Origin of the sequence: Elongatibacter sediminis (assembly GCF_037892215.1) — a bacterium.
GTDB lineage: Bacteria > Pseudomonadota > Gammaproteobacteria > Xanthomonadales > SZUA-36 > Elongatibacter > Elongatibacter sediminis.
This window is the reverse complement of record NZ_JAZHOG010000002.1, coordinates 138,515-163,641: the sequence shown is the minus strand read 5'-3', so window position 1 is coordinate 163,641 and position 25,127 is coordinate 138,515. Positions and strand designations below refer to the sequence as shown.

The following is a 25,127-nucleotide window of genomic DNA, read 5'->3' as shown; positions in this document are numbered from 1 at the left end:
TCAGTTCCCGCCTTGCGGATTGTTGGGGTGGTCGTTCCAATTCAGGTAGGGCTTGCCGTTGTCGACTTCGACCATGCTGATGCAGTCGGGAACCGGGCACACCAGGTTGCACAGGTTGCAGCCGACGCAGTCGTCGTCGATGACCGTGTAGACGCGGCGGCCGTCGTCACCACGGCTTCGGGCGATGGCCTGGTGCGAAGTGTCTTCGCAGACAATGTGGCACAGGCCGCACTGGATGCACAGGTCCTGATCGATGGCGGCCAGGGTCTTGTAGTTCAGGTCGAGCTGGTTCCAGTCGGTGACATTGGGAACGGCTCGCCCACGGAAGGCATCGAGATTGGCATGCCCCTGGTCGTCCATCCAGTTGGCCAGGCCGTCGACGAGGTCATCGATGATCTTGAAGCCGAAATGCATGGCGGCGGTGCACACCTGGACGCTGCCGCAGCCCAGCGCGATGAACTCCGCAGCGTCGCGCCAGGTGGCGATACCGCCGATTCCGGAGATCGGCAGACCGTGAGTGACCGGATCCCGCGCGATTTCCGACACCATGCCGAGCGCAATCGGTTTGACCGCCGGACCGCAATACCCCCCATGAGCGCCCTTGCCGGCCACCGTCGGTTCCGGCGCGAAGGTGTCAAGGTCGATTCCGGTAATCGAATTGATCGTATTGATCAGTGATACCGCGTCGGCGCCGCCTTCCCGCGCGGCGCGTGCCGGGTAGCGGATGTCAGTGATGTTGGGGGTCAGTTTGACGAACACCGGAAGGTCGGTGTGTGTCTTGCACCATCCGGTGACCTCCCGAATGTATTCCGGCACCTGGCCCACGGCCGAACCCATGCCCCTTTCGCTCATGCCGTGCGGACAGCCGAAATTCAATTCCACGCCGTCACAGCCGGTCTGCTCGACCGCTTTCAGGATGTCCCGCCAGGCCGCCTCGTTGCAGGGCACCATCAGGGAAACCACCATGGCCCGGTCCGGCCAGGCCTGCTTGACCGCGGCGATTTCCCGCAGATTGACGTCCAGCGGTCGGTCGGTGATCAGTTCGATGTTGTTCAGTCCGACCATGCGCTGGCCGTTGTAATCGATGCTGCCATAGCGGGAGCAGACATTGACGACGGGTGGGCCGGCTTCGCCCAGGGTTTTCCAGACCACGCCGCCCCAGCCGGCTTCGAAAGCCCGCTCGACGTTGTACTGCTTGTCGGTGGGTGGCGCCGACGCCAGCCAGAAAGGATTGGGGCCGTGTACCCCGGCAATGTTGCAGCTCAGATCAGCCATCAGCGGACTCCGGTTCGGTACGGCTCAGCCATTGGTGCATGCTGTCGGCGGCGGCCTTGCCGTCCTGCACCGCGGTGACCGTGAGATCCCTGCCGGGCACGCAGTCGCCGCCGGCCCAGACACCTTCGAGGCTGGTCGCCCGTTGTTCATCGACGCGGATGCGGCCGTTTTCCACCGCCGGGCAGTCGTCCGAGTCCAGCAGGGCCTCGTCGAAGTGCTGACCGATGGCTTTGAAAACCTGGTCGGCGTCGATATCGAAAAATCGGCCGGTGCCGGCGAGGCGGCCTTCGTCATTGGTATGGGTGTATTCAAAGCTCACCCGGTGTACGCCGTCCTCGGCGGTATGGATGCGGTGGGGCGCGGCCCAGGTGCGGATGAGCACGCCGCTGGTTTGCGCCAATGCCTGCTCGTGGCCGGTGGCGCCCATGTCTTCACGGCCCCGACGGTAGACCAGGGTGACCGATTCGGCGCCGAGCTTGCGCATCTGCACCGCGATGTCGATCGCGGTATTGCCGCCTCCGATCACGACCACCCGCCGGCCCACGGGCAGGGACGCCAGATCCTCCTGTCGAATCCGCTCGATGGTGTTCACGGCACTGTGCACGCCGTCCGCGTCTTCGTGATCCAGGTCGAGGTGGTTGACGGCGTTGTGGCCGAGGCCGAGAAACACGGCATCGTATTCCCGGCGCAGCGCGGCCAGGCTGAAATCCACGCTCAGGGTCTTGCCGTTTCGCAGGGTGATGCCGCCGACGCCGAGAATGAATTCCACTTCCCGCGCCGCCCGGTCATCGACCATTTTGTAAGCCGCGATCCCGTACTCGTTCAGGCCGCCAGCTTTGGGGCGTGTCTCATAAACGGTCACCTCATGACCGTGCAGCGCCAGGCGGTGCGCGCACGCCAGCCCGGCCGGGCCGGCGCCGACGACGGCCACCCGTTTGCCCGTATCTGAGCCATGGCGATAGGGTTGCCGCCCGCTGGCGAACAGGTGATCGGTGGCATGGCGTTGCAGGCGGCCGATGGCGACCGGCAGAGCTTCCGCCGTATTCTTCACGCACACCTGTTCGCACAGCTCTTCGACCGGACAGACGTTGGCGCAGGTGCCGCCCATGATGTTCTCGTCCAGGATGGTCACGGCCGCGCCGTGCAGGTTGCCCGTCGCGATCTTGCGGATGAAGCCGGGAATGTCGATACCCGTGGGGCAGGCTTCGGTGCACGGGGCATCGAAGCAGAACAGGCAGCGCGCCGCCTCGACTTCGGCCTGCAGGGCCGTCAGCGGCGGATGCAGGTCCGCGAAGTTGGCGTGCAGCCGTTCCTCGGGCAGCCGGCCGGGCCGGACGTCGCGGGTTTCGATATCGGGGTGTTTCATGCGATTCGTGTCACGCGTTGGTTGCGCATCAGCCAGAAATAGGTCAGGCCGGCGACCGCCAGCCCGAGAAACCAGGCGTAGTTGTACAGGCCAACCCACCATCCGTCGGAGCCGAGCAGGCCCACATTGGCCAGAAAGCCGGGCACATTGGGCGCCACGCCGGCCGCCAGGGCCAACAGGGCGGCCCGATTGAATCCGGCGTAGCGCCCTTCGCGCCGGTAGAGGTCGCGCAGATCGAGCTCGGTGCGACGGATCAGGTAGTAATCGACCAGGATGATGCCGATCACCGGGCCCAGCAGCGCCGAATATCCGATCAGCCAGGTGAAGATGTAGCCGCTGGGATCGGCGACCAGTTTCCAGGGCGTCATCACGATGCCGATGACCCCGGTAATGTAACCGCCCCGCCTGAAGTCGATTTTCGATGGCCACATGTTGGAGAAATTGTTGGCGGGTCCGACCACGTTGGCCGCGGCGTTGGTGGAAATGGTGGCGATGACGACAGCGAGCATCGCGAACAGCACCAGGATCGGTGAGTCGAACCGGCGCACCAGCACTACCGGATCCCAGATCGCTTCGCCGAATATCACCACGGTGGCACTGGTGACGGCGACGCCGATGAAGGCGAACAGGGTCATCGTCGTCGGCAGTCCGGCCAGTTGTCCCACAACTTGGGCGCGCTGATTCCGGGCGTAGCGTGTGAAATCGGAGATGTTCAGGGTCAGGGTGGCCCAGAAACCCACCATGGCGGTGAGGCTGGGGAAGAAAAGCTGGGCGAATTCGGCGGTGGAGTTGAAACGGGACTCGGCCTGCAGCATCGGGCCGAAGCCGTCGGCACGGGTCCACGCCCAGGCCAATAGGGCGAGACCGCAGATCACCAGGAACGGCGCGGCCAGTACCTCGAGCACACGAATCGAATGGATACCCTTCCAGATCAGCGCCATGTTCATCAGCCAGAACAGCATGAAGCAGGCGAATTGCAGCCAACCCACGCCGATCCAGGCCGGCATCAGCGCCGGCAGTTCCGCCGCGGCGGGCCAGAAGATCAGCACCATGGTGTAAATGGCCGCGCCGCCGATCCAGGTCTGAATGCCGAACCAGCCGCAGGCGACGATGGCGCGCAGAAAGGAGGGAATGTGCGCCCCTGAAATGCCGAACGCTGCGCGCGCGAACACCGGGAACGGAATACCGTAACGCGTTCCGGCGTGTCCGCTCAGGGCCATCGGAACGAGCACGATCAGGTTGCCCAGCAGGACCGTCCACATGGCCTGGCCCCAACTCATGCCGCCCTCGACCAGCGAGGCGGCGATCATGTAGGTGGGAATGTTGATCGCCATGCCGACCCACAGGGCGTAGAAGCTGAAAGCGTTCCAGGTTCGCTCGGCGGGCGGAACCGGTGCGATGTCCGCATTGCTCAGACTGGCGTCGGTACCGGCAGGCGCACCGGTAATCGGGGGCAGGGTGTCCGCCTCGGCAGCCGGATTCATCGCCTACAGCTCCGTCAGCGCGGCATAGGTTTCGGGACGCCGGTCCCGGTAGAACTGCCAGGTGTTGCGGACTTCGCGTATGAGGTCGAAATCCAGGTCGGCGATCACCATCTCATCCTGGTCCCGACTGGCCTGGGCGACTTTCTGACCACGCGGGTCGACGAAATAGGACGATCCGTAAAACTCGCCAATGTCCCACGGAGCCTCATGGCCGACCCGGTTGATCGCAGCGACGAAGTAGCCGTTGGCGACGGCATGGGCGGGTTGTTCGAGTTCCCACAGGTACTCCGAGAGGCCGGCAACGGTGGCAGACGGATTGAACACGATTTCGGCACCGTTTAGGCCCAGGCAGCGAGCCCCGTCGGGAAAGTGCCGGTCGTAGCAGATGTACACACCGACCTTGCCGTAAGCCGTCTCGAACACCGGATAACCCAGATTGCCCGGCTTGAAGAAAAATTTCTCCCAGAAACCGGCCACCTGGGGAATGTGATTCTTGCGGTACTTGCCAAGATAGGTGCCGTCGGCGTCGATCACGGCCGCGGTGTTGTAGTACACGCCGGTCATGTGTTCCTCGTAAATTGGAACGATGATGACCATGCCGTGGCGGCGGGCATGTTCGCACATCAGCCGGGTGGTCGGGCCGTCCGGAATGGGCTCGGCCAGGTCGTACCATTTGCTGTCCTGGGAAGGACAGAAGTAGGGGCCGGTGAAAATCTCCTGAAAGCACAGCATCTGCACGCCCTGATCGCCGGCCCGTTCGATGAACGGCAGGTGCGCTTCGATCATGGCTTCGCGGTGTGCCGCGCACGGTTCGGAGGTATCGAGTTTGTTGGCCATCTGGATGATGGCTGCCTTCACGGTTCGTGTCATTATCGTTCCCCGCTTGAGCCGGGCACGCCGGTTGCCGTGCCCGGACCCTGAAATGATACCCTTCTGTTTCCAGAATAGCAGGAGATCGACGGGGAACGCATGATGGACCCATACCTTGAAGCCGCGGTGGAGGAAGCCAGAACCGGGCTCGGTGAAGGCGGCATTCCCATTGGCTCCGTACTCGTCCACGAAGGCCGGATCATCGGCCGCGGCCACAACCGCCGCGTGCAGCGGGGCAGCACCGTGCTGCACGGTGAAATGGATGCGCTGGAAAATGCCGGCCGCCAGGCCGCTTCTGTGTACCGGGCGTGCACGATCTACACCACCCTGTCGCCGTGCGCCATGTGCAGCGGAGCCATCGTCCTTTACGGAATACCGCGGGTGGTGATCGGTGAGAATCGCAGCTTCACGGGTGAAGAATCCTGGCTGCGGGAGCGCGGCGTCGAAATCGAAGTCCTGCAGGACGAGCAGTGCATTGCACTGATGCGGGATTTCATGGCAGCCTCTCCCGAATTGTGGAACGAAGACATCGGAGTCTGAACGATGAATCCAGGTAACTTGTCCGCTCCGGCATGGCGCCGGCTGCTGTTGGTTTTGTGTCTGCTTCCCCTGGCCACGATGGCGGCTGAGCCGGAGCGCAAGGCGCTGGTCGGTGGCACCCTGATCAGTGGTCTGGGCGAACCGCCGCTGCGCAACAGTGTGATACTCGTCAGCGGTGAGCGAATCGAACGGATCGGAACGGTCGATTCCCTTCCGGTGCCGGACGGCTACACGGTCATTTCCACCGAAGGCATGTCTGTTCTGCCCGGGCTGTGGGACATGCATGTGCACCTGGACATCAACGGCCACGCGGAATACAGCCACTGGCATCCCACCTATCGGGAACGTTTCGCCGATGAAATCATGCCGGCCTCCGCGGTGCAGTTGCTGCTGGCCGGCGTGACCACCGCGCGTGATCTCGGTGGCCCCCTGGAGGCCTCGCTGGAGGTGCGCGACCGGGTCAATTCAGGCGAACTTCCGGGTCCGCGGCTGTTCGTGTCCGGACCGTTTCTCCAGCATGAACCCTATCCCGGAACCGAGGATTACCGCTGGGGCATTTCAAGCCCGCGGGACGCCCGCGAGAAGGTGGACCGCCTGGCGGACGCAGGGGTCGACGTGATCAAGATGGTGGACCAGGATGAAATGACCTTCGAGGAAGCGGAGGCGCTGGTCGACCAGGCCCACAAGCGGGGCCTGAAGGTGGTCGGTCACGCCCACCGTCCGGAAGAAATCCGGCTCGGACTGCAGATCGGCGTCGACAATTTCGAGCACACCGGTCTGGCGACTGCCCCGGAATACCCGAAAAGCGTAATGACGCCGCTCCGGGAGCGCACTGCCACCGGGCGGGTGCGCGGTGGGCCCCTGTACTGGACCCCCACCGTCGAGGGCCTGTGGAATTACGAATACACCCGCGATAACCCTGAAGCGCTGGACAACACGTGCTGGCAGCGGGGCTTGCAGCCGGACACGATCGCCGACATCGAGGCGTCCATTCAGAATCCGGAGCAGTTACTTTATTTTCAGCTCTCCCCGAAGCGCAAGCCCACCCTGCAGCGGAAGTTCAAGCAATTGCGCGAGGCCGGGGTCGTTCTGCTGGTCGGCACGGACAGTGGCATTCCGCTCAAATTCCACTGCCAGTCGACCTGGCACGAGCTCGACGTGTGGGTCAACGTAATGGACGTTCCGCCGATGGAGGCGATCCAGTCGGCAACCTACTGGCCGTCCAAGTTCATGGGCGTCGAGGAGGAATGGGGCACACTGGCAGAGGGCCGTTTCGCCGATATCATCGCCGTTCGCGGTGACGTGCTGCGGTACATCGCCCTGTTGCAGCGGGTCGATTTCGTCATGAAAGGCGGCACGGTCTACAAACAGGACGGCCAGCCCGTGGAAGAAAATCTCTGAGGTTCGTTGTCCGTTCTGCGATCCACGAGTCAGTAATGCTCGCAGGGGGGCGGTTATGTTTGTCAGAGGTCTGGTTCGGAGGTTCTGACTCTTTACTGTTTTCGCATCTATCAGATTCCGCTCGTTTGATGCGCTTGTGCAGATCGGTGCTCTCGAGCCGGCAGGCGCTGCGGCGCATTCCCCTCAGGGGACACGGGCTACGGCTTCGCTCCCTTACTCATTTCGCTCCGCTGCGCTGCGCTCAATCCGTGCGGTCACTCTCGCCTGCCCTGTAAACCCTTCCCCGGGGCCTTCGCGCCGCCGTCCTGGCGGCGAGACCCCTGAGGGGACCGCGCCGCATCACCTGCCTGGGCAGATGTGGACCTTCGCGGGGGTGTTCCTCAACCCCGTACTGCTGCCATGGCGCTCAAATTCACCTCTGCCTTTCTGTTCGCCCCGCCAACGTCACTCCAGCCCAGCCAGGGGACGTGACATAACGCTCAGGGTCCTGGTGCAATGGCTTTGACTCTTAACTGTTTTAGCCTGGTTCAGATTCCGCTTATCTGGAAAGCTCATGGAAACCGTGCCTTCGAGCAGGCAGGCGCTACGGCACATTCCCCTCAGGGGACGGTGCAAGTACTTCCCTGTAACCTTCGCGCCGCCGTCCTGGCGGCGAGACCCCTGAGGGGAACGCGCCGCATCACCTGCCTGGGCATATGTGGACCTGAGCGGTGGCTCTCCTCAACCCCGTACCGCTGCTCAGGCGATCAAATTTACTTCTGCCTCTGTGTTCGCCCCGCCAAGGTCTCTGCAGCCCAGCCGGGTGATGTGACATGCCCCTTCCAGGACTGTCGAAAACAGGACGTTTTCGATCAAGGCCCCAGGGATGGGTTTATGCCGGGTCCTGGAAGGGGTATGTCACAGCGCGCGGCGGACCTCAGTGGCACCCATCACCTGATTTTCATGAGGCAAAGGCTCACTTCCGGGCGAGACAAGAAGGGGAGCGAAGCCGGAGTTCGTGTTGTTCTGCCAGGCTTGTGTCACGGCCAGCAGCGGACCTGTTGGCACATCGCGGGGTATGGAGCGGCTGGCTCTGGAACTATAGATACATTCGTTGGCGTGCCAGTACGCGGGGCGATCGGATGTTTGCGGTGTAAGCAAAGGTGTGACCCACCGGACCGAAGCCCGTAACACAGATTATTGGGGGGGACTGTGCGTGGGTCACACATCCTAAGCATAGGTGAGATATCCGGGCCTGCAAGTTCCGGGCGAAGCCCCGGTGTGCCCAACAGACCCGAAGTGGCGTTTTCAGGGCTCCACGCCCAGTCGCCGATGCATGATCGGACTGGTCGTCGTGTATTGCAGGCGGGCCTTCTTCTCCGGATGCAGGTGCTTCTGGACCGCGAAGGCGGCCAACGCCGCTTCGTGAAAACCGCTCAGTATCAGTTTCTTCTTACCGGGGTAGGTGTTGATGTCCCCGACCGCGAAAATTCCGGATTCGCTGGTCTGGAAGCATTCGGTGTCCACCGCGATCTGGCGTTTCTCCAGCTCCAGGCCCCAGTCGGCAATGGGCCCGAGATTCGGTGTCAGTCCCCAGAAGACGTAGACTTCGTCTGCCTCGATGTGATGCCGTTCGTCGTCGGGGTCGACCACGTCCAGCCCTCCGAATGCGCCGTCCTTTTCGAACACGCCGCGCACGTTGCCCTGGAATTCTTCGAGATCGTTCCCGGCCGCCAGCGCCTTCATGCGCTTGACCGAATTCGGCTGTGCCCGGTACTCCTCACGCCGGTGAATCAGGGTGATGTGACTGGCCTTGCCGTGCAGTTCCAGGGTCCAGTCCAGCGCTGAGTCGCCACCGCCCAGGATGATGATGCGGCGCCCGGCGACCCGATCGGGGTCGGTCACGCGGTAGTGAATGTTCTTGTGCTCCCAGGCCTCGGCTCCCTGTACTCTCAGGCGGCGAGGCTGGAATGCGCCCAGGCCGGCCGCGAGAATGACCGTTGCGGTGTCGAACACCGTGCCGGCGGAAGTTTCGAGGCGAAATCGCCCGTCCTCGTTGCGCTGCAGGCCGGTGACGGTTTGGCCCAGGTGGAATTCCGGGGCAAACGGCTTGATCTGCTCCATCAGGCGGTCAACCAGCTCCTGGGCTCCGCACACGGGCAACGCCGGAATGTCATAGATGGGCTTGTCCGGATAGAGTTCGGCGCATTGTCCGCCCACCTGGGGAAGAGCGTCGACGACATGCGCGTGGATGTCGAGCAGCCCGAGTTCGAAAACCTGAAACAGGCCGGCCGGCCCGGCGCCGATGATGACTACGTCGGTTTTTATGCTCATGTCGATTCCGGTTGACTGGGAATACGCCGGCGGCTTTTGCCGCACGACGTGATTTGCTACCTTGGGTTGATTGATCCAGATTCAAGCCGGATTCAGACCAGGAGTGGCGGCGAGGTGAGTGAAGACCGGGAAATACGACTCGAGGAAAGCTGGAAGTCCCGGCTGGCGGACGAGTTCGCGCAGCCTTACATGGGAGACCTGCGCCAATTCCTGCTGGAGCGCCGGCGCGCGGGCGCGGTCATCTATCCGCCGGGCGGCTTGATCTTCAATGCACTCGATTCCACGCCTTTCGATCGGGTCCGGGTCGTCATTCTCGGGCAGGATCCCTACCACGGTCCCAATCAGGCGCATGGCCTGTGTTTCTCGGTGCGCGAGGGTGTCCGGCCGCCGCCGTCGCTGGTCAACATCTACCGCGAAATTTCCGAAGATGTGGGCGCGAAGCCGCCGCAGTCGGGAAACCTGCAGCACTGGGCGGACCAGGGGGTGCTGCTGCTGAACGCGGTGCTGACGGTTGAACAGGGTCGGGCCGGAGCCCATCAGGGCAAGGGGTGGGAACGCTTTACCGACCGCGTGATCGCCGAGCTCAATGAACACCGTGACGGCCTCGTGTTTCTGCTGTGGGGAAGCTACGCCATGAAGAAGGGATCGGCCATCGACCGCAACCGGCACCGGGTGCTGACGGCACCGCATCCCTCGCCGCTGTCCGCGCATCGCGGTTTCTTCGGCTGCCGGCATTTTTCACAGGCCAACCGCTATCTGCGCGAAAACGGACAGGAACCCATCCGCTGGGCCTGACTCCCGGTCCCGGGCGACAGTGCCCGAACGCAAAGATCAGCTGGAATGGATGCTGAGATTCTCGTCAACGGCCATCCAGTCGACGTGCGTATCGTAGTTCACGTGCGCCTGGGGCGTGCGGTCGATTTTCCCATCGAGGCAACCCAGAGCGACGTGGGTTTCGCCGGGCCAGCGCTGTGACTCGAACAGCATGTTGCTGTGACAGTGCGCACAGGAGCCACGGCGGGCGCCGGGTGAGGATTCGAACCAGTGGAGGTTTTCCGCACCCCGGGTCACTTCGAATCCCGCGGATTCAAAGCCGGCCCAGGTGACGTATCCGGCGCCGTGGATCCGGCGGCACATGCTGCAATGGCAGTGCGCGCACCATTTGCTGGGCAGCGTGACCTGGAAGCGCACCGCACCACAGAAACACCCCCCGTCGACACGATTCACAGCCTGCTTGTCGCAACGCTCCATGGCGGGCGCCTCAATAAAAGACGAACATGCCAATACGCACCCACATCAGCGCGAGCATCAGGCTTGAGGCGGCATGGGCGATGAAGCGGTGAATCACCCGATTGTAGGTGCATTGGATGAAGCTGTGCACGACGCGCAGCACCACGAAGGCCCAGGCGAGCTGGACCAGCAGGGAATCCTGGATCAGCAGTACCAGAGACACCACCACGGCCAGATAGAACAGCACCGGCATCTCGAACAGATTGCGAAAGTTGTCGGCCGGCCCCGCCGATTCAGTCAGCAGCGCCCGCGTGGCGGACGGGTCGGTCAACCGCTGCGGGTCGATATCCTTGCGTCCCATCTCACCGAGCCGGGTGACGTACAACAGCACCCACACCGCGAAGGTCAGTGCGACCTGGACGAGCAGTGGCAGTAACAGGGGCTGATAGAACATCGGCGACGGGATTCAGCCAGCGGGGCAGGCCGGACATGTTATCAGAACATTCACCCCGGTCACGCGGAAGCCAGTCGGATGCGCGGCACCCGTGAGCGTTCGTTCACGCCGGCGGCGCCATGGGCGGTGACCGGACTCAGTCCTTTCCGGCCGCCAGCGCGGTGAGCGACTCACCGTCCAGCCGGAACTGGGTCCAGTCGTCCAGGCCGCGTGCGCCGATGCGCCGGTAGAAACCAATGGCGGGTTCGTTCCAGTCCAGTACCGACCAGTCCAGCCGGCCGCATCCGCGATCGACCGCGAGGCGCGCAAGGTGGCGAAGCAGGGCCAGTCCGATCCCGGCGCCGCGTTGCGCAGGCAGAACGAACAGGTCTTCCAGGTAGATGCCCGGTCGGGCCAGGAACGTGGAGTAGCTGGGAAAGAACAGCGCGAATCCCGCCGGTTCGCCGTTCCGTTCGGCGATAACGACTTCGGCGGCCGGACGGGGCCCGAACAGGGTCTGTTCCAGGTCCTCGACGGTGGCCACGACTTCATCGCGAAGCTTCTCGTATTCGGCCAGCGCGATGATGAATTCGAGTATCTGCGGCGCGTCCTGCGCCCGGGCCTGGCGGATGACAAGTTGGCTTGATTCGGACATTGCGGCGACCCCGTCGGGCGATCGTTGAAAGCGGTGAGACATGGTGCCCGCTCATTCCGGTTGGTGCAATCCCCGGAGGTGTGGAGCCCCGCCGTGTGCCGGCGGGGCGGGTGCATTCGCGTGCCGATGGCGGCCCCGCACGCCGCGGTCAGCCGTAGCCGCGGCGAGACTGGCCATACCGATAGTGGCTGCGTGCGGGACGCTCGTAGACGGCGGCATCGATGATCGACCACAGATGGATGATCCAACCCAGAAGGATGAGCCACAACAATGCGGTCAGAACGAACATGACACCGGCCAGCAGCCAGCGCCCCTGGAGCAGCTGCCCCAGTCCGGGAATGAAAAAACTCGCCAGTGCCGCCAGTACATTGCCGCAGGAACCGCTGCCCATCCCGTTTTCCTCCTGTTGGTTGGTGGTCTGAATATTTGCGATCGACACCAGGGGTATGCAGTTTTCGTGCCAGCGCAGCGCACCGCCCGTCCCGGCGGTGCCCCGTCCCGTGGTCGTGCCGGATTGCGCGAATGCCCCCACCTTCGAGGATGTCGCAGGCGGATCGAGAGAATTGGTGAATTCCGCGCCTATTTGGCGAAATTGCTCAGCGGGGCGTGAGATTTTTCGGCACACGATCCGCAGGCATGGAAAAGCTTCTGGGGCCGCCGCCCGCGCAGGCGCGAAACATCATCACGTGTTCAACCAGAGGCTTCATCGGGTCCCAGGCGCTGGCTCGTCCGCACAGAGTCTGGCCGTTGGGCAGTTCGACCACGACATGGTGGCTGCCATCGCTGGTGAGCCATCGGTCCAGCACCACCGGGGAAGTGGTCTTGAAACTTCCGCTGATCGATTCGGCCAGCGGGTTGGCGGATGCCGCCGAGTCCGTGCCGGCACCGGGCGGAGGGCTGCCCAACGTCCGCGGAAGGCCTTGCCGCGGACCCTCGAGCGCCATGTCATTCAGCGCCTGCAGCAGGTTCGCGGTGGACAGTGACCGGCGCATGTTCGGAACTGGCGCGGTGCGGGGTGTCGGTGCTTGTGGGGTGGATTCCTCGGCGGGCGGCGTGCGGGGCGCCGCCGTGTTCGGTGCGAGTGGTTCGGCGTCTTTCGCGGGTTCTGCAATGCCCGCGTCTGTCTGCTCCCGTTCCCGTTCCCGTTCCCTGTCCTTGTGCTCGGTCACGTCGTTCCGCGGAACCGTTGTCAGCCGGCGCGGAGCCAGCTTGAGGCTGATCGGCAGGAAGCGGTGGCTGTCCATGTCCTGGCGGGACCGCTCCAGCGGCAGCAGGAGCAGGGCGGCGTGAACAGCGAGCGCCAGCGCGAACCAGCCCGCTTCGTAACGGTTCGGCCGCGACGACGAAACGGTGGGCATCACCCTCGGGACCTCCATTGAATTCCGGATTCGGGCCATTATCGGCGCGCTGGCATTAAGTCGGCGTTAAGAAACGGCCGGTACCGACGACGCCCGCGCCGGTCCTGCCCGTCGGCGCAATACGGTCGACCGGGACCGTTAACAGGCCCTAATTCGACCCCCCACGCCGGGAACGGTCACGGTATAATGGAGAGTCCCTTTCGCAACCCAAATCACAAGGATACGCAACGATGAGCTATCGCCATATCAAGATTCCGGAAACCGGCCAGAAAATTACCGTGGAAAATGACCGGTTGAAGGTTTCGGACAACCCCATACTCGGATTCGTCGAAGGCGATGGCATCGGGCCGGATATCACGCGCGCCGCCCTGCGTGTGTGGGACGCGGCGGTCGAGAAAGCCTACGGCGGCAAGCGCAAGGTACACTGGGCCGAGTTGTATCTGGGCGAAAAGGCCGCCGGCATGTATGACGGCGACTACTTTCCGGCCGAGACCCTGGACGCCATCAAGGACCTGATCGTCGCCATCAAGGGTCCGCTGACCACGCCCGTCGGGGGCGGTTTCCGCTCGCTGAACGTGTCGCTGCGCCAGGAGCTCGACCTCTACGCCTGTGTCCGGCCCCTGGAGTATTTCGCCGGCGTACCGTCGCCGATGCGTCACCCCGAGGAAGTGGACTGCGTGATTTTCCGCGAGAACACCGAGGACGTGTACTGCGGCATCGAGTACCAGTCCGGCACGCCGGAAAACAAAAAACTGGCGAAGTTCCTGCGCGAGGAAATGGGCTGCGAATTCTTCGAGGACGCCGGTCTCGGCATCAAGCCGATTTCACCGTTCGGCACCAAGCGTCTGGTGCGCAAGGCCATCCAGTACGCCATTGACAATAACCGTCCCAGCGTCACGCTCGTGCACAAGGGCAATATCATGAAGTTCACCGAGGGCGCGTTCCGTAACTGGGGCTATGAAGTCGCGCGCGAGGAATTCGGCGATCAGACCATTACCGAAGACGAGCTGTGGTCGAAATACGACGGCAAGCGGCCCGAGGGCAAGGTCGTCATCAACGACCGCATCGCCGACATCATGTTCCAGCTCATGCAGTTGCGCCCCGCCGAATTCCACGTGCTCGCCACGATGAATCTCAACGGCGACTACCTGTCTGACGCGCTGGCCGCTGAAGTCGGTGGCATGGGCATCGCTCCGGGCGCCAACATGGCCGACCACATCGCCGTGTTCGAGGCCACCCACGGCACCGCGCCGAAGTATGCCGGCCAGGACAAGGTCAACCCCAGTTCGCTGATGTTCTCGGGTTCGATGATGTTCGAATACATCGGCTGGACGGAAGTCTCGCAGCTGATCGCGTCGGCCTTCACCAAAACCGTCGCCGACGGAATCGTGACCTACGATTTCGCCCGCCAGATGGAGGGTGCGACCGAAGTGCCGACTTCCGGTTTCGCCGACGCCCTGATCGAGCGTCTCTGAACGGCTGCCCGATCCCTGTACGGTGAGCGGGACGGTCCGGCCCGGCTTTTTCGCCGAGTCGGCTCGCCTGCTCGCATTATGCGACCCCGCCGCGAAATGCGACGGGGTCGCTGCGTTTGCGGAGGCGGTTGCTTCAGACGCGGTCCGCTGGGACCCGGAGGTGCCGCTGCCCCCGGCCGACCGGCCGGGTCGCCCCGAGCGCCCGGAACGGGTGGCTCCGGCGGCAGTGCCGCGACGACGGCTCGGCAGCCAGGCGGGCCGCATCGCACTGGTGCACGCCATCGCCCACATCGAATTCAACGCCATCAACCTCGCCCTCGACGCGGCCGCTCGGTTCCGTGACATGCCGGCGGATTACTACCCGGACTGGGTTTCGGTCGCCGCCGACGAGGCGCGGCATTTCGGCCTGATGGCCAACCGCCTGACCGAACTGGGTTCCGGCTACGGCGCGCTGCCGGCTCACGACGGATTGTGGGAGATGGCCAGGGACACCGTGGATTCCTGCCTGGTGCGCATGGCCCTGGTGCCGCGCGTGCTCGAAGCGCGGGGCCTGGACGTGACGCCGGGGATGATCGAGCGCCTGCGGGCGGTGGGCGACGAGGAAACGGTGGCCGCGCTGGAAGTCATCCTGCGCGAAGAGGTGCGGCACGTGGCCATCGGTAGTCGCTGGTTCCGGTATTGCTGTGAGCGCGAGCAACTCGATCCCGAGGCAACCTTTCGGCGCTTGCTTCGCACCCGTTACTCCGGCCAATTGCGCGGTCCCTTCAACCTGCCGGCCAGGCGCGCGGCGGGTTTCAGCAAAGCGGAACTGGGCTGGCTGGACCAGGACGCGTGAGCGGCTCCTTCAAGGATCATTTTTCCGGTCATGCCGGGGATTACGCCGTCTTCCGGCCGGAATATCCGGCCGAACTGTTCGACTGGCTGGCTTCCCGGGCACCGGGCAGGCATCTGGCCTGGGATGTCGCCACCGGTAACGGCCAGGCCGCCCGGGTCCTGGCGCGCTACTTCGAGCGCGTGGTGGCCAGCGATGCCAGCGCGGAACAGATCGCGCAGGCGACCGGTCCGGCCCATGTCGATTTTCGGGTGGAGCCGGCCGAAGGATCCAGTCTCGCTGACGGTTCCGTCGATCTGGTCACGGTGGCCCAGGCCTGTCACTGGTTCGATCATGCCGCATTCGTCGACGAGGTGGGTCGAGTAAGCGCCAGCGGAGGCGTGGCCGCGATCTGGACCTATGAACTCGCCCGGGTGAATCCGGTTTTCGACGGGCAAATCGATACGTTCTACCGCGAAACCATCGGTCCCTGGTGGCCACCCGAGCGGTGCATCGTCGAACGCGGCTACCGTGACCTGGATTTTCCCTGGCCGGAACTCGACAGCCCGCGGTTCGTGATGCGTCATGACTGGACGTTGGATCGGTTCGAGGGATACCTGCGAACCTGGTCGGCGGTGCGTCGCTGCCAGGCGGTCACGGGCAAGGATCCGGTGGCCGGGATTCATGAGCGTCTGTTGGACGCCTGGGGCGTCGAGTCCGGTCGGTCGAGGACGGTTGAGTGGCCGTTGGCGGTGCGCGCCTTTCGGCTGGGCTGAGCGCTATGGCCCGATTCAGGGTTTCAGAGTGACCGAGCGACTGCCCTTCGGGCCCACTTCGAGATAGCTGCCGGCCTCGTACCAGTCGGCCAGCACGATCCGTTCGCCTTCGCTGGACTCATCGATGCGGTGCCGATGCGTCGCCGGGCGGTGGGTGTGTCCGTGAATCATGTGCCGCACCCCATGGGTCCGGAATGCGTCGATCACGGCCTGTTCGTTGGTGTCCATGATGCCCATGGCGGTCTCGCCCGTGTGCTGGCGGCTCGCATCGCGGGCCTGGCGGGCCACGGCCAGCCGTTCCTCGGGCGGCTTGTCGAGAAACAGGGCCTGGAAGGCCGGGTCGCGCACCTGACGCCTGAATGCCTGGTATTCGGTATCGTCTGTGCACAGCGTATCGCCGTGCAGTAACAGGGTCGGCCTGCCGTACAGGTCGATGACCTGGTGCTCGGGAAGCAGGTTGAGGTCGGCCTGCCGGCTATAGTCCGAGCCAATCAGAAAGTCGCGGTTGCCGTGTTGGAAATGGCACTTCACCCCGGCTTCATTCAGGGCTGAAAGTTCCCGGGCCACGTCGCGCGCGGTGTCACTGAGAACATCGTCCCCGATCCAGAATTCAAACAGGTCGCCGAGGATGTAGAGCGCTTCGGCGTCGCGGGCGGGTCCGTGCAGCAACTGCCGCAGCCACCCGGTGGCTTCCGGCCGGGAGTCTTCGAGGTGCAGGTCGGAGATGAACAGCGTGGTCACGGCGATTCCGGATCAGCCGGGGTTGGCGGGGAGGATCTCTACCCCGGTGATGACGATGGGAACGGTCGGTACATCGCTGTGCGGAGGAACGGCCGTGGTGTCGACGAAACGGATGTCATCCACCACGTTCATGCCCTCGGTCACCTGGCCGAACACGGCGTAACCCCAGGCCGCCGAATTACTGGTCCCGCGGTGATTGAGATTGTGGTTGTCCTGGACATTGATGAAAAACTGCGCGGTGGCGGAATGCGGGTGGGAAGTTCGCGCCATGGCGAGGGTGCCGCGCGTATTGGTCAGCCCGTTGTCGGCCTCGTTGACGATGGGTTCACGGGTTGGCTTGAGCTGCAGATCCTCCGTGAGGCCACCACCCTGAATCATGAAATGCGAGATCACGCGATGAAAAATGGTGCCATCGTAGAATCCGCTGCGGGCGTATTCGATAAAGTTCTCGACACTCACCGGCGCCCGGTCGGCGAACAATTCCACGGTGATGTCCCCGAGGCTCGTGTGTATGACCGCTTGCGGATTGGCCGGGCGGTCAGCCGGTGACGGGGCGGTGTCCTGGGCCGCCACGGAGTTTGCCGCGACGGAAAGGATCAGGGCCGTGAGTACGGACGCGAATTTCATGGTTCGGGCTTCCTCGCTCGAGTGCTGAGACCCGCATGATACTGGCGCTGCCGGCCGGGGGCCAGAGAACGCGGTCCGATTGCCGGTGAACGGCGCTGCCGGGCTTGCTGACAAGGCGTCTTTGCATTGCCGCGGCGGGGCCGGAAGGGTGCCGGATGTGGTAGAATAATCGGCTTGTGAAAAGCCCGCGAGATTCGCTGTTCGGGTGGAAATTTTATTTAAAAGAATTTAGATAAAACAACAACTTCCGATAAATTCCTGAGATAAATTGTATTATGGCTGAGCTTGCCAAAGAAGTCCTGCAGGTCAATCTCGAAGACGAGATGCGGCAGTCCTACCTGGACTACGCGATGAGCGTGATTGTCGGGCGGGCCCTGCCGGATGTTCGCGACGGGCTGAAACCGGTTCATCGCCGGGTACTGTACGCCATGACCGAACTCGGCAATGAGTGGAACAAACCGTACAAGAAATCCGCCCGTGTGGTCGGCGACGTAATCGGTAAATACCACCCCCACGGCGATTCGGCGGTGTACGACACCATCGTGCGCCTGGCTCAGCCCTTCGCCATGCGCTACATGCTGGTCGACGGTCAGGGCAACTTCGGATCGGTCGATGGCGACGCACCCGCCGCCATGCGATACACCGAGGTGCGCATGTCGAAGCTGGCGCAGGAGTTGCTGGCCGACCTCGACAAGGAAACCGTCGACTTCGTACCGAACTACGACGAAACCGAAAAAGAACCCCAGGTGCTGCCGACCCGGGTGCCGAACCTGCTGGTCAACGGTTCCGCCGGCATCGCGGTCGGTATGGCAACGAACATTCCGCCGCACAACCTCAACGAGGTCATCGATGCCACCGTGGCGCTGATCGAGAACCCCGATCTGGAAGTCGAGGACCTGATGCGGTTCATCCCGGGGCCGGATTTCCCCACAGCCGGGATCATCAACGGCGCGCAGGGTATTGGCGAGGCGTATCGCACCGGCCGCGGACGTATCTATGTTCGAGCACGGGCGGAGATCGAAACCGCGGACAGTGGCAAGCAGGCACTGATCGTTACCGAGTTGCCTTACCAGGTGAACAAGGCCCGCCTGCTGGAAAAAATCGCCGAACTGGTCAAGGAACGGCGCATCGAGGGCATCACTGAACTGCGCGACGAGTCCGACAAGGACGGCATGCGCGTGGTGATCGAACTGCGTCGCGGTGAAGTGCCCGAAGTCATTTTGAACAACCTGTACAAGCACACGGCACTGCAAACCGTGTTCGGCATCAACATGGTCGCGCTGAGCGGCGGTCAGCCGAGGCTGCTGAACCTGCGCGGCGTACTCGACGCTTTCATCGCGCATCGACGCGAAGTGGTGACCCGGCGGACCCTGTTCGAATTGCGCAAGGCGCGTGACCGGGCGCATGTGCTGGAAGGCCTGACGGTCGCGCTGGCCAACCTGGACGAGGTTATCGAACTGATCAAGCAATCGGCAACGCCGGCCGACGCCCGCGAAGCGCTGCAGTCGCGCCGCTGGGCACCCGGTCTGGTGGCCGAACTGCTCGGACAGGGTGGAGCAGAGATGTCCCGCCCCGAGAACCTGGAGCCGCAATTCGGCATGCACGACGACGGCTATCAGTTGTCGCCCGTGCAGGCACAGGAAATTCTGAATCTCCGGCTGCACCGCTTGACCGGTCTCGAGCAGGAAAAACTGACCCAGGAATATGGAGAAATCCTCGATCGGGTGCGCGACCTTCTCGATATCCTGTCGCGGCCCGAGCGTCTGATGGACGTCATCCGCGAAGAATTGCTGGCGGTGCGGGAAGAGTACGGCGACGAGCGGCGCACCGAGATCATCCAGGATCGCCTGGATCTGAGCCTGGAAGACCTGATTACCGAGGAAGACGTGGTCGTGACCCTGTCGCACGCCGGGTATGCCAAGTCGCAGCCGCTCGACCGCTACCAGGCTCAGCGCCGAGGCGGCACCGGCAAGTCCGCGACCCGCGTCAAGGACGAGGACTTCATCGACAAGCTGTTCGTGGCCAACACCCACGACACACTGCTGTGTTTTACCAGCCACGGCCGGGTCCACTGGCTGAAAGTCTATGAACTGCCTCAAGCGGGTCATACCAGTCGCGGCAAGCCCATCGTCAACCTGTTGCCGCTGGAGAAGGATGAGCGCGTGAACGCGGTGCTGCCGGTGCGCGAATACACCGACGACCAGTTCGTGTTCTTCGCGACCCGGCGCGGCATCGTCAAGAAAACGCCGCTGACGGATTACTCCCGGCCGCGCGCGAACGGTATCTGGGCCATCGATCTGGTCGAGGGCGACGAACTGGTCTCGGCGCAACTGACTGACGGCAAGCAGCACATCATGCTGTTCTCGAGTTCCGGCAAGTGCATCCGCTTCGCCGAAGAAGACGTTCGCTCCATGGGGCGGGTGGCACGCGGCGTCATCGGAATCCGGCTGGCCGAGGGTCAGTCCGTGATGTCCATGCTGGTCATCGAGGACGGTGACATTCTCACCGTTACCGAAAACGGTTACGGCAAGCGCTCACCGCTGGACGATCATTCGCCGCAGGGGCGGGGCGGGCAAGGCGTGATCGGCATCAAGACCTCCGGCCGCAACGGGCCGCTGATCGCTGCCAAACAGGTCACCGACGAGAAAGATGTGATGCTCATCTCGAACGGCGGAACCCTGGTGCGCATTTCGGCCAGTGATATTTCGACCATGGGCCGCAATACCCAGGGCGTGACCCTGGTGCGTTTGCGCGAGAACGAGAGCCTGGTGGGCGTGGCCCGCATCGCGGGCGAGGAAGACGAGGCAGCGGAAGGCATCGAAGATACGGCTGCAGAACCGGAAGACACCGGTCCCGCCGACTGAGTTCGGTAGCGGGGTGGAAGACCACCCCGCTACCGGGTTTGAGCGATCGTTCGGTAGGTGCCTCAGAGTGCTCCGAGCACGTGTTCGGCACTGCTGACCCGGAACTCGCCGGGCGCTTCGACGAACAGCTGTTTGACCACCCCGTCCTCGGCGATCAGTGCAAACCGCTGAGAGCGCTCGCCCATGCCGAATCCGGTAGCGTCCAGTTCCAGCCCGATCGCCCGGGCGAATTCACCGTTGCCGTCCGCCAGCATCGAGATATTGTCCGCATTCGCACTCTTACCCCACGCGTTCATGACGAATGCGTCGTTCACCGCCATGCAGGCGATCGTGTCCACGCCTTTGGCGAGGAGGGCATCCGCCTGCTCCACGTAACCCGGCAGATGCTTGGCTGAACAGGTGGGGGTGAAGGCTCCGGGTACCGAGAACAGAACGACTTTCTTGCCGCCGAACAGGTCGTCGGTGCTCAGGGGGGCGGGTCCCGAGTCGGTCATTACGGTAAAAGTGGAAGACGGGATGGAATCTCCGACTTGAATGGTCATCTGCAGGTCTCCTGAAGGGTTGGTGCCGGTCTGCTGTCCGGCGTTTAGCGAGCATTCCAGTGCTTCACATGGTGCCCGCGCGCGGTCAATGCAAGACCCTGCAGTCCGTCGGCGGCGCCGTCAGTCCGGCCGGTCATCCAGTCGTGCGGATCGAACGGAGTGTCAGGCCGCCATCGCGCCGGAGATGGCGCTGAGAAGAGTATCCGGGTTCACCGGTTTGGTCACGTAATCCGTGGCGCCCTGGCGGATGCCCCATACCCGGTCGGTTTCGCCGGTTCGTGTGCTGACCAGAATGACCGGAATGTCGGAGGTGTTTTCGTTCTGAACCAGTTTGCGCGTGGCCTGGAAGCCGTTCATGCCAGGCATGACGATGTCCATCAGAATGACTTCGGGGTGTTCGTCGGCCGCGAGTTCAATCGCCAGTTCGCCGCAATCGGCTACCAGTGTTTCGTGTCCGGCCTGTTCGACGATCTTGCGCAGGCTGTACAGCTGCGCGGGAGAATCATCGACGATAAGTACTCGTGTCATAACGCATCCTGTAGCGTTCGTTCCAATCCATGGGGTAAAGCGCTATGTCGTCATTATGCCGTAATCGGATGATAATTGGAATTAATTGGCTTTTCGCTTCAATGGCTTCAGTGGATTTCAGACCGAAGTTTGCGCCACCCGAACGACGGTTCGACCCTGGGCTCCGCCGGCCATCAGTTGGTCGAAAACCGCCTCCATGCCGTCCAGATCGACCTCGTCGGTGGCGATTTCGGTCAGCGCCTCCGGCTTCCATTCGTTGGCCAGCCGGTCCCACAGCACCCGGCGAATCTCATAGGGACAGTTGGCCGAACTGATGCCGAGCAGTGAAACTCCGCGCAGGATCAGCGGGTACACAGAGGTATTGAGTCCGTGCCCTCCGGCCATGCCGCAGCAGGCCACGTTGCCCCACAGCCCGATGACCCGGCTGATGCCGGAAAGCATGTCACCGCCTACCGTGTCGATGCCGCCCGCCCAACGGGATTTCTCGAGCGGGTTCTGGCCCCAGTGCAGGTCATGGCGTGATATGCACTGGCGGGCGCCCAGGCGTTCCAGCCAGTCGAAGGCCTGAACCTTGCCGCTGATCGCGTGGACTTCGTACCCGGCGCGCGTGAGCAGGTTGATGGCGAGGCTGCCGACACCGCCGGTTGCCCCGGTCACGACGATGGGTCCGGCCTGGGGGGTCTGTCCGTTGGCCTCCATGCGGTACAGGCACAGCGCGGCGGTGAATCCGGCCGTGCCCAGCATCATCGCTTCACGGGTGCTCAGGCCGTCCGGCAGGTGGACTGCATCTCGACTGTCCACGCGCTGGTATTCAGAGTAACCGCCGTCGCGGGTTTCCGACAGGCCGCAGCCGGTGACGACCACGCGGTCGCCCTCGGTGAACCGGTCGGCGTCCGAGTGCACCACGATTCCGGCCAGGTCGATACCACCGATCAGCGGGAAGCGTCGCAGTATCTTGCCCTTCCCGGTGGCGGCCAGGGCATCCTTGTAATTGATGCTCGACCACTCGACCCGGACGACGAGATCACCTTCGCTCAGATCTTCCAGTCGCGTATCTTCCAGGCCGGACCGGTAACCGCGGTCGTCGTGGTGGATGCGAAATGCGCGAAAGTGCTCGGGAACGGAAGTCAGCGTGTTTTCCATGAATGTCTCAGCGATTGCCCCGATGAATGGCCCGGCCGTCGACGTGCAGCGCGGCCTCGTGTACGGCCTCGGAAAGCGTGGGATGCGCGTGCACGATGCGGGCAATGTCTTCGCTCGCGCCCCGGAATTCCATGGCGACCACGCATTCGGCGATCAATTCCGAAGCACTGGCGCCGAATATGTGGACACCCAGTATTTCATCGCTTTCGGCATCGGCCATCATCTTGACCACGCCGGCCTGCTGCCCGCCGGCCAGGGCCCGGCCGTTGGCCGCGTACGGGAAGGTGCCGGTGCGAAACTCCACGCCCGCTTCCTTGAGTTCCTGTTCGGTCTTGCCCACCCAGGCGATTTCAGGATCGGTGTAGATGACCCAGGGCACGGTATCGAAATGGATGTGCGCCGGTTTGCCGGCGATGAGTTCGGCCACCGCAATGCCTTCCTCCGAGGCCTTGTGCGCCAGCATGGGTCCGCGCACGCAGTCCCCGACGGCCCACACGCCCTCGGCCGTGGTTCGCGATTCTTCGTCCACGCGAATCTGGCCGCGTTCGGTCAGTTCGACGCCGCTGTCATCCGCCAGCAGGCCCTCGGTGTACGGTTTGCGGCCGACGGCGACCAGCAGGCGGTCGAAGGTGAGGGTGCTTTCACCATCCTCGCCCTCGATCGTCACCTCGACTTTCTTCTTTTTCACCGCCGCGCTCTTGACCCGGGTGCCGAGACGGATGTCGAGGCCCTGTTTCTTGAATTCGCGTGCGGCCTGCTTCGCGATGGTCGCGTCGGCGGCGGGCAGAAAATCCTCCAGCGCCTCGAGCAGGATCACGTCCGAACCCAGCCGGCTCCACACCGAACCCAGTTCGAGTCCAATCACGCCGGCGCCGATTACGCCCAGTTTTCCGGGTACATCGGTGAAGTCCAGGGCGCCGACGTTGTCGACGATGGTGTCGCCGTTGAATTCGACATTGGGGATTTCAATCGGTACGGAGCCGCTGGCCAGAATGACGTTTTTCGCCTCCAGGGTGACCGTCCCGGAGCCGTCAGCGGGCTGTACTTCCACCTGGCGCCCGGCCAGCAAGCGGCCCGTACCATGATGGAATTCGACCTTGTTGCCCTTGAACAACTGGGTGACGCCGCCGGTGAGTTTTTTGACGATGTCGTCCTTGCGGGCGAGCATTTTTCCAACGTCGATCTGCGCGTCTTTGACGGCGATGCCGTGATCGGCGAATTCGTGGTTCACGTGGTGGAAATGCTTGCTGGAGTCCAGCAGGGCCTTGGACGGGATGCAACCGATGTTGAGGCAGGTGCCGCCCGGCGCTGCTTTGCCGTCCTTGCCGGTGAAGCGGTCGATGCAGGCGGTTTTCAGCCCCAGTTGCGCTGCACGGATGGCGGCCACGTAACCGCCGGGACCGCCGCCGATGACGATGACGTCGAATGCGTTTGCCATGTGGATTCCTCAGATATTCAGTAGCATTCGGGCAGGGTCTTCCAGCGCGTCACGGACCGCGACCAGGAATTGCACCGCATCGCGCCCGTCGATGATCCGGTGGTCGTAGCTCAAGGCCAGGTACATCATGGGCCGCGCGACGATTTCGCCGTCCACCACGACCGGCCGCTCCTTGATCGTGTGCATGCCCAGAATCGCGCTCTGCGGCGGATTGAGCAACGGGGTGGACAGCAGCGATCCGAACACGCCCCCATTGGTGATGGTGAAGGTTCCGCCTTGCAGATCCTCCAGGGAAATGGACCCGTCACGGGCCGCGTTCGCGTAGTGTTCGATGCTCTGCTCGATCTCCGCCAGGCCCATCGATTCCACGTTGCGGATGATGGGAACCATCAGGCCGCGTTCGGTGGACACCGCGATGCCGACGTCCTGGTAGTTGTGGTAGACGATTTCGTCCCCGTCCAGCGAGGCATTCACCACCGGGTGTTTGCGCAGGGCTTCGCAGCAGGCCTTGACGAAAAACGACATGATGCCGAGCTTGATGCCGTGTTTCTGCTGGAACTCGTCCTTGAACCGGCGGCGGATGTCCATCACGGCCTTGAGATCCACCTCGTTGAACGAGGTCAGAATGGCCGCGGTGTTCTGCGCGTCCTTCATGCGTTCGGCCACGCGGGAGCGCAACCGGGTCATTTTCACCCGTTCCTCCTGGCGCGAGCCACCGGACTTGAGAAATCCGAGAACGTCACCCTTGGTGACCCGGCCGCCCCGGCCGGAGCCGGAAACCTGGGTGGGATCGACATTTTCTTCTTCGGCCACGCGCCGCGCGGACGGGCTCAGGCGATCGCTGCCGGCGCCCCCGGATTTCGCCTTTCGGGTCTGCGCCGATGCGCCGCCGGCCTGGGTCTCGCCACCGGTCTTCGATTTGTCCCCTTCGTCAGCCACACCTCCTTCAGCCGCATCATCTTCAGCAGCAGCTTTGGCGTTATCGTCGGGGGCTTCGTCAGCCGCGGGAACCTCGCCTTCTTCGATGATCGCGAGCACGTCGTCGCTGTGCACGGTTTCGCCGCTTTCGACTTTGATTTCCTTGAGGACACCGTCGCCGGGTACCGGGACTTCCAGTACTACTTTGTCGGTTTCCAGATCCACCAGGTTTTCGTCACGGCGTACCGTGTCGCCGGCCTTCTTGTGCCAGGCGGACACCACGGCATCTTCGACCGATTCGGGGAGGACGGGGACTTTGACTTCAATGCCCATGTAAGT

The 25,127-nt window shown here is 63.3% G+C and carries 24 protein-coding genes; 7 read left to right on the top strand and 17 right to left on the bottom strand.

All coding sequences use genetic code 11. The annotated features are described in order from the left end of the window. From preA to V3330_RS03500, 4 genes are read right to left on the bottom strand one after another with little or no spacing between them, the layout of a single operon-like run. Complete coding sequence (gene preA / locus V3330_RS03515) at positions 1-1,275, bottom strand: NAD-dependent dihydropyrimidine dehydrogenase subunit PreA (RefSeq protein ID WP_354694009.1); 1,275 nt, start codon at positions 1,273-1,275, stop codon at positions 1-3. Continuing rightward, positions 1,268-2,641 (bottom strand): NAD(P)-dependent oxidoreductase, encoded by a 1,374-nt coding sequence (locus tag V3330_RS03510; RefSeq protein WP_354694008.1) that lies wholly within the window; start codon positions 2,639-2,641, stop codon positions 1,268-1,270. The genes preA and V3330_RS03510 overlap by 8 nt, the downstream gene beginning before the upstream one ends. Then, entirely contained in the window at positions 2,638-4,125 is a 1,488-nt protein-coding gene (locus V3330_RS03505) for an NCS1 family nucleobase:cation symporter-1 (RefSeq protein WP_354694007.1), read from the bottom strand. The genes V3330_RS03510 and V3330_RS03505 overlap by 4 nt, the downstream gene beginning before the upstream one ends. A gap of 3 nt (positions 4,126-4,128) precedes the next feature. Beyond that, positions 4,129-4,995, bottom strand: a complete 867-nt coding sequence (locus tag V3330_RS03500; protein ID WP_354694006.1) for a nitrilase-related carbon-nitrogen hydrolase — start codon at positions 4,993-4,995, stop codon at positions 4,129-4,131. Positions 4,996-5,097: 102 nt separating this feature from the next. Between V3330_RS03500 and V3330_RS03495 the strand changes: the two genes are divergently transcribed. Together V3330_RS03495 and V3330_RS03490 are read left to right on the top strand one after the other, a co-directional pair. Continuing rightward, entirely contained in the window at positions 5,098-5,535 is a 438-nt protein-coding gene (locus V3330_RS03495; RefSeq protein WP_354694005.1) for a nucleoside deaminase, read from the top strand. A gap of 3 nt (positions 5,536-5,538) precedes the next feature. Beyond that, positions 5,539-6,936 carry an amidohydrolase family protein gene (locus V3330_RS03490; protein ID WP_354694004.1) on the top strand — a complete coding sequence of 466 codons (1,398 nt, stop codon included), beginning with the start codon at positions 5,539-5,541 and terminating at the stop codon, positions 6,934-6,936. 1,287 nt (positions 6,937-8,223) lie between these two features. Here the strand turns inward: V3330_RS03490 and V3330_RS03485 are convergent. Beyond that, positions 8,224-9,249, bottom strand: coding sequence for an NAD(P)/FAD-dependent oxidoreductase (locus V3330_RS03485; protein ID WP_354694003.1), 1,026 nt, complete (start codon positions 9,247-9,249; stop codon positions 8,224-8,226). Between the two features lie 114 nt (positions 9,250-9,363). Between V3330_RS03485 and ung the strand changes: the two genes are divergently transcribed. Further along, positions 9,364-10,044, top strand: coding sequence for a uracil-DNA glycosylase (ung, locus tag V3330_RS03480; RefSeq protein WP_354694002.1), 681 nt, complete (start codon positions 9,364-9,366; stop codon positions 10,042-10,044). 36 nt (positions 10,045-10,080) lie between these two features. Here ung and V3330_RS03475 read toward each other — a convergent pair whose 3' ends face one another. The 5 genes from V3330_RS03475 to V3330_RS03455 form a co-directional block, all read right to left on the bottom strand. Further along, positions 10,081-10,500: a GFA family protein gene (locus tag V3330_RS03475; RefSeq protein WP_354694001.1), complete on the bottom strand. Its 420-nt coding sequence runs from the start codon at positions 10,498-10,500 to the stop codon at positions 10,081-10,083. Between the two features lie 10 nt (positions 10,501-10,510). After that, the gene (locus tag V3330_RS03470) at positions 10,511-10,933 is read right to left on the bottom strand and encodes an MAPEG family protein (RefSeq protein WP_354694000.1); all 423 of its coding nucleotides are present in this window, start codon (positions 10,931-10,933) and stop codon (positions 10,511-10,513) included. A 136-nt stretch (positions 10,934-11,069) separates the two neighbouring features. After that, complete coding sequence (locus V3330_RS03465; protein ID WP_354693999.1) at positions 11,070-11,567, bottom strand: GNAT family N-acetyltransferase; 498 nt, start codon at positions 11,565-11,567, stop codon at positions 11,070-11,072. Positions 11,568-11,715: 148 nt separating this feature from the next. Next, entirely contained in the window at positions 11,716-11,958 is a 243-nt protein-coding gene (locus V3330_RS03460) for a hypothetical protein (protein ID WP_354693998.1), read from the bottom strand. A gap of 205 nt (positions 11,959-12,163) precedes the next feature. Beyond that, entirely contained in the window at positions 12,164-12,925 is a 762-nt protein-coding gene (locus V3330_RS03455; protein WP_354693997.1) for a hypothetical protein, read from the bottom strand. A gap of 230 nt (positions 12,926-13,155) precedes the next feature. Between V3330_RS03455 and icd the strand changes: the two genes are divergently transcribed. From icd to V3330_RS03440, 3 genes are read left to right on the top strand one after another with little or no spacing between them, the layout of a single operon-like run. Next, positions 13,156-14,400, top strand: coding sequence for an isocitrate dehydrogenase (NADP(+)) (gene icd, locus V3330_RS03450; RefSeq protein WP_354693996.1), 1,245 nt, complete (start codon positions 13,156-13,158; stop codon positions 14,398-14,400). A 22-nt stretch (positions 14,401-14,422) separates the two neighbouring features. Beyond that, positions 14,423-15,235 carry a ferritin-like domain-containing protein gene (locus V3330_RS03445; protein ID WP_354693995.1) on the top strand — a complete coding sequence of 271 codons (813 nt, stop codon included), beginning with the start codon at positions 14,423-14,425 and terminating at the stop codon, positions 15,233-15,235. Beyond that, on the top strand, positions 15,232-15,987 hold the full coding sequence (locus V3330_RS03440) for a class I SAM-dependent methyltransferase (protein ID WP_354693994.1): 756 nt from the start codon (positions 15,232-15,234) through the stop codon (positions 15,985-15,987). Before V3330_RS03445 ends, V3330_RS03440 begins: the two co-directional genes overlap by 4 nt. Positions 15,988-16,002: 15 nt before the next feature. On the opposite strand, the gene V3330_RS03435 is transcribed toward V3330_RS03440, so the two are convergent. Together V3330_RS03435 and V3330_RS03430 are read right to left on the bottom strand one after the other, a co-directional pair. Continuing rightward, complete coding sequence (locus V3330_RS03435) at positions 16,003-16,728, bottom strand: UDP-2,3-diacylglucosamine diphosphatase (protein WP_354693993.1); 726 nt, start codon at positions 16,726-16,728, stop codon at positions 16,003-16,005. Positions 16,729-16,740: 12 nt separating this feature from the next. Further along, the gene (locus tag V3330_RS03430) at positions 16,741-17,355 is read right to left on the bottom strand and encodes a peptidylprolyl isomerase (protein ID WP_354693992.1); all 615 of its coding nucleotides are present in this window, start codon (positions 17,353-17,355) and stop codon (positions 16,741-16,743) included. Between the two features lie 275 nt (positions 17,356-17,630). Here V3330_RS03430 and gyrA point away from each other — a divergent pair, with 275 nt between their 5' ends. Continuing rightward, a complete protein-coding gene (gyrA, locus tag V3330_RS03425) occupies positions 17,631-20,219 on the top strand; it encodes a DNA gyrase subunit A (protein ID WP_354693991.1) in 2,589 nt (862 codons plus the stop codon). 62 nt (positions 20,220-20,281) lie between these two features. On the opposite strand, the gene V3330_RS03420 is transcribed toward gyrA, so the two are convergent. From V3330_RS03420 to sucB, 5 genes are all read right to left on the bottom strand, one after another. After that, a complete protein-coding gene (locus tag V3330_RS03420) occupies positions 20,282-20,761 on the bottom strand; it encodes a peroxiredoxin (protein ID WP_354693990.1) in 480 nt (159 codons plus the stop codon). A 162-nt stretch (positions 20,762-20,923) separates the two neighbouring features. Beyond that, a complete protein-coding gene (locus V3330_RS03415; protein ID WP_354693989.1) occupies positions 20,924-21,289 on the bottom strand; it encodes a response regulator in 366 nt (121 codons plus the stop codon). A gap of 117 nt (positions 21,290-21,406) precedes the next feature. Continuing rightward, entirely contained in the window at positions 21,407-22,432 is a 1,026-nt protein-coding gene (locus V3330_RS03410) for a YhdH/YhfP family quinone oxidoreductase (RefSeq protein WP_354693988.1), read from the bottom strand. Positions 22,433-22,439: 7 nt separating this feature from the next. Beyond that, a complete protein-coding gene (lpdA, locus tag V3330_RS03405) occupies positions 22,440-23,870 on the bottom strand; it encodes a dihydrolipoyl dehydrogenase (RefSeq protein ID WP_354693987.1) in 1,431 nt (476 codons plus the stop codon). Between the two features lie 9 nt (positions 23,871-23,879). After that, positions 23,880-25,121 (bottom strand): dihydrolipoyllysine-residue succinyltransferase, encoded by a 1,242-nt coding sequence (gene sucB, locus V3330_RS03400; protein ID WP_354693986.1) that lies wholly within the window; start codon positions 25,119-25,121, stop codon positions 23,880-23,882. Between the last annotated feature and the right edge of the window lie 6 nt (positions 25,122-25,127).